We start from the raw sequence: 5591 nt of genomic DNA, 5'->3' as shown, positions 1-5591 counted from the left end.
GCGACCGGCGGGAGCGGCCGGTCGCCGCTCCCGCCGTGCAAGCGCGATCAGGCGACCTTGAAACCTTCCTTGTTCATGGTGGCGGTCAGCGCCTTGTTTTTTTCCTCCGACAATTGTGCCCGCAGCGCCGGGAAGAGCGTGGTTTCCTCCTCGGTCATATGCTCCTCGATATCCGCGCGGAACTTGCGAACCTTGCCGGCAAACGCTTCGCTGTCCTTGGGCATGTTCTCAAGCTCGTAGAGATACTGCTTGATATAGCCATGCTCCTTGGTGAGCTTGTCGGCCTCGTCCTTGCGGCCCGCCTCGCGCAGCGCCGGATAGATGACATTGCCTTCCTCGACATCATGCTTGGCCAGCGCGTGCTTCAACTGGGCGAGCAGGATTGCGCGCTTGGTGGTGTTGCGCGTTTCGGTCGCTTCCAGCGCGTCGAAGATCTTGAGCACTGCCTTGTGCTCGGCGGCCAGCGCTTCGGCCCAGTCGCCCGCCAGCGCGCTTGGCGCCTGCACGGCGGCCTTGCGGCCCAGCATCGCCAGCATCCCGATCGCGGCACCGGCCGTCGCGGCACCCGCGATCACGCCCAGATTGCCGTGATTGGTGGCGGATTTGGTAAACCGGCCCTCTGAATCGCGCTTCGTCGTCGTTGCAGTGGTCATGGCGAACCTCCAGTCATGTCGATGCGACGATAACCAATCGGAGGGGCGCGACGTTCCGTTCAGGCGCGCGCCGCTGCCGCCATTTCGGCGTTCCGCTGCCTCGCCGCGTCGAGCGTCTCGGTCAGAACCCCCGGCGGCACCGAAAGCGCGCCGGGATCGATCACCGTCACGCGTTCGGTGGCGATGCCGCTGGCGACCCATCGGCGCAGGATCGCGCCGCGGGGGCAGCGGTGCTCATGCCTCGCCCTGGGTTTCGATCAGCGCGGCGGCGATGGCCTCACGCGGGGACTTGCCGCCCCACAGCACGAACTGGAACACCGGATAGAAGCGTTCGCATTCGTCGATCGCGGTTTCGACCAGCAATTCGGCGCGGTCGAGGCTCATTACCGGCTCATCCTCGTCGCCGTCGATCATCGCGGCGTGGCGATACAGCAGGATGCCGCTGGACGACCACAATTCGAAATGGCCGATCCACAATTGTTCGTTCACCAGGCCGAGCGTTTCGTAAATTGCCGCGCGGCGTTCGTCGGCGACGCGGATGTCGGGCAGCGCCAGGAATTGCAGCACCCCGTCCTCCGCCCGCCAGATCGCGCGCAATTCATATTCGGCCCAGCTTCCCTTGACCTTGGCGACGATTTCGTCGTCGTCGCGCTCATGCGTCCAACCATGCGCTGCAAAGTAATTTTCCAGCATGTCGATCGGCGCCGCATCGTCGCGGTCATATTCGGCTTCGTCGAGCATCGTCATCATTCCTGACTACGGCAAATGGCCGCAGGCGTCATCGTGCCGCCCGACACCGGACGGCGCAAGCAAAGCGTGGGAAAAGCTGTTGATAAACTGTGGATGGATTATCAGCCACATATGTAAAGGGGCGTCCGATAGCGGACGCCCCCCGATTTTGCCAGTCCGAACCGTCGCCGGTCAGCGGCGTTCTTCCGGAAGCCGGATGTTCGGTCCCAGATTTTCGATGACTTCGCGTGCGTTGAAGGCGCGCACGTCGCGCGGCTTTGGTCCGCGCCCGGTCAGGATCTCTGCCTGCGCCTCATAACGGTCGATTTGGCGGACATCGGTGATGCCCGATCCCCATCCGCCCCAGCCACCCCATCCGCCCCAGCCGAAGCCGGGCCGGAAATAGCGCCAGCGCGGACCCCATCCGCCGTAAAAGCCGCCGCCCCAGCCAGGACCGCCCCATGGATCGTCGATGATCTGGGTGCGGGTGCGCCGTTCGGTGTCACGATCGACCAGCGTGAAATGGTCGAAACCGCGTTCGAGCGTCAACTGGGCGGCGCGGAACAGCAGATAACGCTCCACCGTCTCGCGTGAGGTCAGGCTGTTGCCCGAAAAACCGACGCGAAAGCGATCCGATTCGATCTGTTCGTCGAAATAGCCGGTGCGATAGCTGCCCTGACCCGTGACCGGGCGATAGGGGGTTGGCGTGGCACAGGCCGACAGCGCGATGGCACCGGCAAGGACCAGTCCGATGCGGCGCTTGTGGGTCGTGAACATATAACTCTCCGGGTGCGGATGCGAACGGCATCCTATCATTCTGAAACGCGCAGGGCGTGATCTTGGCTCCGCCTGCGCGCGCACGATGGACTGTGCCCAACTGTCGATTAGCGGTTGCTGAATGAGGTGGCCAGTGCCACCGGGCCGTTCAAGAGGGCGCGGTGAGGGCAACTGCCCCCTTTCCCATGTTGCTGCCGCGCTCTAGGGCTGGGGCATGGAACAGGGGCGGGCCGGCGCGCCAGCGCGCGGGTATCGGGCATGATCGCGGAAACGGGCAGCGTCGTGGGTGCCGGCGTGGTGCTGGCGCTGCTTGTCGGCGCGGCGGGCTGGGCGCTTTACACCGGCCTTGCCATGCAGGCGCGGGCACGCGCGTCGATACACGACAATGCCCGGCTGTGGGCGCTCGTCCGGTCCGCGCCCGCACGCGCGATGGTCGTTCGCGGGGACGGGCGTATCGAATTGTCCAGCCAGTTGCTCGAATGGCTGGGCCTGAACGCCGCCCCGCGCGAATTGTCGGCGCTGTCGACGGGCGATGGCGGGCTGGTGCCGGACGACGGTGCCCGCCTGGCCGCGGCGATCGACGCGGCGCGCAAGGCCGCGATCCCGTTCCGCCTGCCGGTGCGCGCGGCGGGCAGCGAGCGGCTGTTGCTCGCCGTCGGCGACCGCGCGCCCGTGGCGATGATGCGCGATCCCGGCGTCATCATCTGGTTCTTCGACGCGACCGAAACCCAGGGTGAAGTCGCGCGCCTGACCGAACGGACGGCGTTGCTGCGCGACGCCTATCGCGCGCTGAAAGGCCTGATCGAGGCAGCGCCGATGCCGATGTGGTATCGCGGCCCCGACCTGAAGCTGGCACTGGTCAATTCGGCCTATGTCGTTGCGGTCGAGGGGGCTGATGGCGACGATGTGGTCAACCGACAGCTCGAACTGGTGGAAATGGGCGGCCCCGGCGCGCCGCCGGCACAGGCGCTGGCGGTGCTGGACGACGGCACGCCGCGCACCACGGCGATGCCCGCCACGATCGGCGGTCAGCGCCGGATGCTGCGTGTCCATGACGTGCCGCTGGCCGATGGCGGCATTGCCGGTTTTGCGGTGGATATCGAAGAGCTGGAACAGGCCCGCACCGGCATCAAGCGGTTCGGGGAGGCGCAGCGCGCGATGCTCGACCGCATCTCGGCCGGGGTGGCGCAATTCGCGCCGGACCGCAGCCTGATTTTCTGCAACCAGCCGTTCCGGCGGCTGTTCGCGATTCGCCCTGAATGGCTGGCCGACCGGCCCGAGTTCGACCGCGTGCTCGAACGGATGCGCGAAGGCGGGCGGCTGCCCGAAGTGCGCGACTTCCCCGGATGGAAGGCCGAACGGCGCGGCTGGTTCACCGCCGCCGACGAATCGCTGGAGGAAAGCTGGCATCTGGCCGGGGGCACGCATCTGCGTGTCGTGGCACAGCCACTGCCCGATGGCGGCCTGCTGCTGATCTTCGAGGATCGCACCGAACAGATTCAGTTGGCCAGCGCGCGTGACACGTTGCTGCGCGTCCGCACCGCAACGATCGAAAATCTGTTCGAGGCGATTGCCGTGTTCGCCGGTGACGGGCGGTTGCAGCATTGGAACAACAAGTTCCGCAGCGTATTCGGATTCGACGACACCATGCTTCAGGCGCACCCGCGCGTCGACGCGCTGGCGCGGGCGGCGGCGGGGCGGCTGGCGAACCCCGCGCGCGCTTCGCTGATGGCCGAACTGGTGCGATCGGCAACGGCGGAGCGGTTGCAGCGCGGCGGGCGCGTCGCCTTTGCCGATGGGCGCCATTTCGAGTTCGGCGCGGTGCCGTTGCCCGACGGCAACGCGCTGTTCACGATGCTCGACATCTCCGACAGCCGCCGCATCGAGCAGGCGCTGCGCGACCGCAACGAGGCGCTGGAGGCCGCCGACAAGGTCAAGACCGCTTTTGTCGCCAATATGAGCTACGAATTGCGGACCCCGCTGACCTCGATCAAGGGCTTTGCCGAGATGTTGCACGGCGGTTATGCTGGCGCGCTGTCGGATGCGGGGCGCGGGTACACCGACGCGATCCTCGAATCGGTCGAACGGCTGGGCGCGCTGGTCGATGACGTGCTGGAACTGACCCAGGCCGATCAGCCGCCCGTCCGCAGCGCACTGGCGCTGGGCGACGTCGCCGAAGCAGCGGCGGCGGCGATCGCGCCACTGGCGGCCGAAAAGCCGATCGAACTTGCCACCGAAGTGAAGGGCAGCGCCGGGCAGGTGCAGGGTGAGGCACGGCGATTGCGGCAGGCGATCGAGCATGTGCTGCGCCACGCGATCGTGTCGACCCCGGCGGGGGGACGCGTGCTGCTGCATGTCGACGGCACGCGCGACCGGGCGCGGATCGTTGTGTCCGACGATGGACCCGGCATGTCGGCGGAGGCACAGGCCCACGCCTTTGACCGGTTTGCGCGGCAGGGCGTGGCGGGCGCGGGTGAACGGGCGCTGGGCCTTGGCCTGCCGCTGGCCCGGCAACTGGTGGAGGCGCATGGCGGCGCCATCGCGCTGGTGTCGGAACCGGGGCAGGGGACGCTGGTCACGATCGATCTGCCGCGCCGATGATGCGACTGGCGGACGAGCGCGCGATGATGGCGCTGGGCGAAAAGCTGGCGGGCGTGCTGCGCGCGGGTGATGTCGTCACGCTGTCGGGACCGCTGGGCGCAGGCAAGACGACGCTGGCGCGCGGGTTGCTGGCCGCACTGGGGCTTGAGGGGGAAGCGCCCAGCCCCAGCTATGCGATCGTCCAGAGCTATGCCCCGCCGGAGGTGACACTGCCCGTCCTGCACGTCGACCTGTATCGGATCGAGGCGGAGGACGAGCTTTACGAACTGGGCCTCGACGATGCGCGGCATGACGGCGCGCTGCTGGTCGAATGGCCGGAGCGGGTCGCCGCGCGCTGGTTTCACGACGCCCTGCGCCTGACGCTGTCGGTCGCCGAAGACGGCGTGCGAGCCTTGACAGTTGAGGTTCCGGCGGCATGGGAGGGCCGATGGCCCCTGACATGAATCCGCCGGAAGCGGCGCTTCCCTTTCTCGCCGCCATTGGCTGGGACGACGCCGCCATTCAGCCGCTGGCGGGCGATGCATCGTTTCGCCGATATTTCCGCGCGGTCGCGCCGGGACGCACCGCGATCCTGATGGACGCGCCCCCCCCGCATGAAGACCCGCGCCCGTTCCTGTCGATTGCCCGGTGGCTGACCGACCGCGGCTTTGCAGCGCCCGCGATATTGGGGGAGGACCTGTCCAACGGTCTGGTGCTGCTCGAAGATTTCGGCAACGCCCGGATGCGTGAGACGGTGGATGCCGCGCCGGAAAGCGAATTGCGGCTTTATGAAGAAGCCGTGCGCCTGCTGGTCCGGCTGCACGATCACGAACCCATGGTCCTGCGCCCCTA

The 5591-nt window shown here is 67.3% G+C and carries 6 protein-coding genes; 3 read left to right on the top strand and 3 right to left on the bottom strand.

Annotated features, from left to right (window positions below; all coding sequences use genetic code 11):
- Positions 1–47: 47 nt before the first annotated feature.
- The 3 genes from VL973_RS09615 to VL973_RS09605 all read right to left on the bottom strand — a co-directional run bounded on the left by VL973_RS09615 (position 48) and on the right by VL973_RS09605 (position 2159).
- Entirely contained in the window at positions 48–653 is a 606-nt protein-coding gene (locus VL973_RS09615) for a hemerythrin domain-containing protein (RefSeq protein ID WP_325283800.1), read from the bottom strand.
- 234 nt (positions 654–887) lie between these two features.
- Positions 888–1400, bottom strand: a complete 513-nt coding sequence (locus VL973_RS09610; protein ID WP_325283799.1) for a YbjN domain-containing protein — start codon at positions 1398–1400, stop codon at positions 888–890.
- 174 nt (positions 1401–1574) lie between these two features.
- The gene (locus VL973_RS09605; protein ID WP_325283798.1) at positions 1575–2159 is read right to left on the bottom strand and encodes a CC0125/CC1285 family lipoprotein; all 585 of its coding nucleotides are present in this window, start codon (positions 2157–2159) and stop codon (positions 1575–1577) included.
- A gap of 258 nt (positions 2160–2417) precedes the next feature.
- Between VL973_RS09605 and VL973_RS09600 the strand changes: the two genes are divergently transcribed.
- The 3 genes from VL973_RS09600 to VL973_RS09590 form a co-directional block, all read left to right on the top strand.
- Positions 2418–4760: a sensor histidine kinase gene (locus VL973_RS09600; RefSeq protein WP_325283797.1), complete on the top strand. Its 2343-nt coding sequence runs from the start codon at positions 2418–2420 to the stop codon at positions 4758–4760.
- The gene (gene tsaE, locus VL973_RS09595; RefSeq protein WP_325283802.1) at positions 4760–5203 is read left to right on the top strand and encodes a tRNA (adenosine(37)-N6)-threonylcarbamoyltransferase complex ATPase subunit type 1 TsaE; all 444 of its coding nucleotides are present in this window, start codon (positions 4760–4762) and stop codon (positions 5201–5203) included. Before VL973_RS09600 ends, tsaE begins: the two co-directional genes overlap by 1 nt.
- On the top strand, positions 5200–5591 hold a 392-nt coding region (locus VL973_RS09590; RefSeq protein ID WP_325283801.1), incomplete at its 3' end, for a phosphotransferase. The genes tsaE and VL973_RS09590, both read left to right, overlap by 4 nt.

The sequence above is a fragment of the Sphingomonas sp. genome (genome assembly GCF_035490575.1).
GTDB lineage: Bacteria > Pseudomonadota > Alphaproteobacteria > Sphingomonadales > Sphingomonadaceae > Sphingomonas.
The sequence above is the reverse complement of the archived record's forward strand: the minus strand, read 5'-3'. Positions and strand labels throughout refer to the sequence as shown.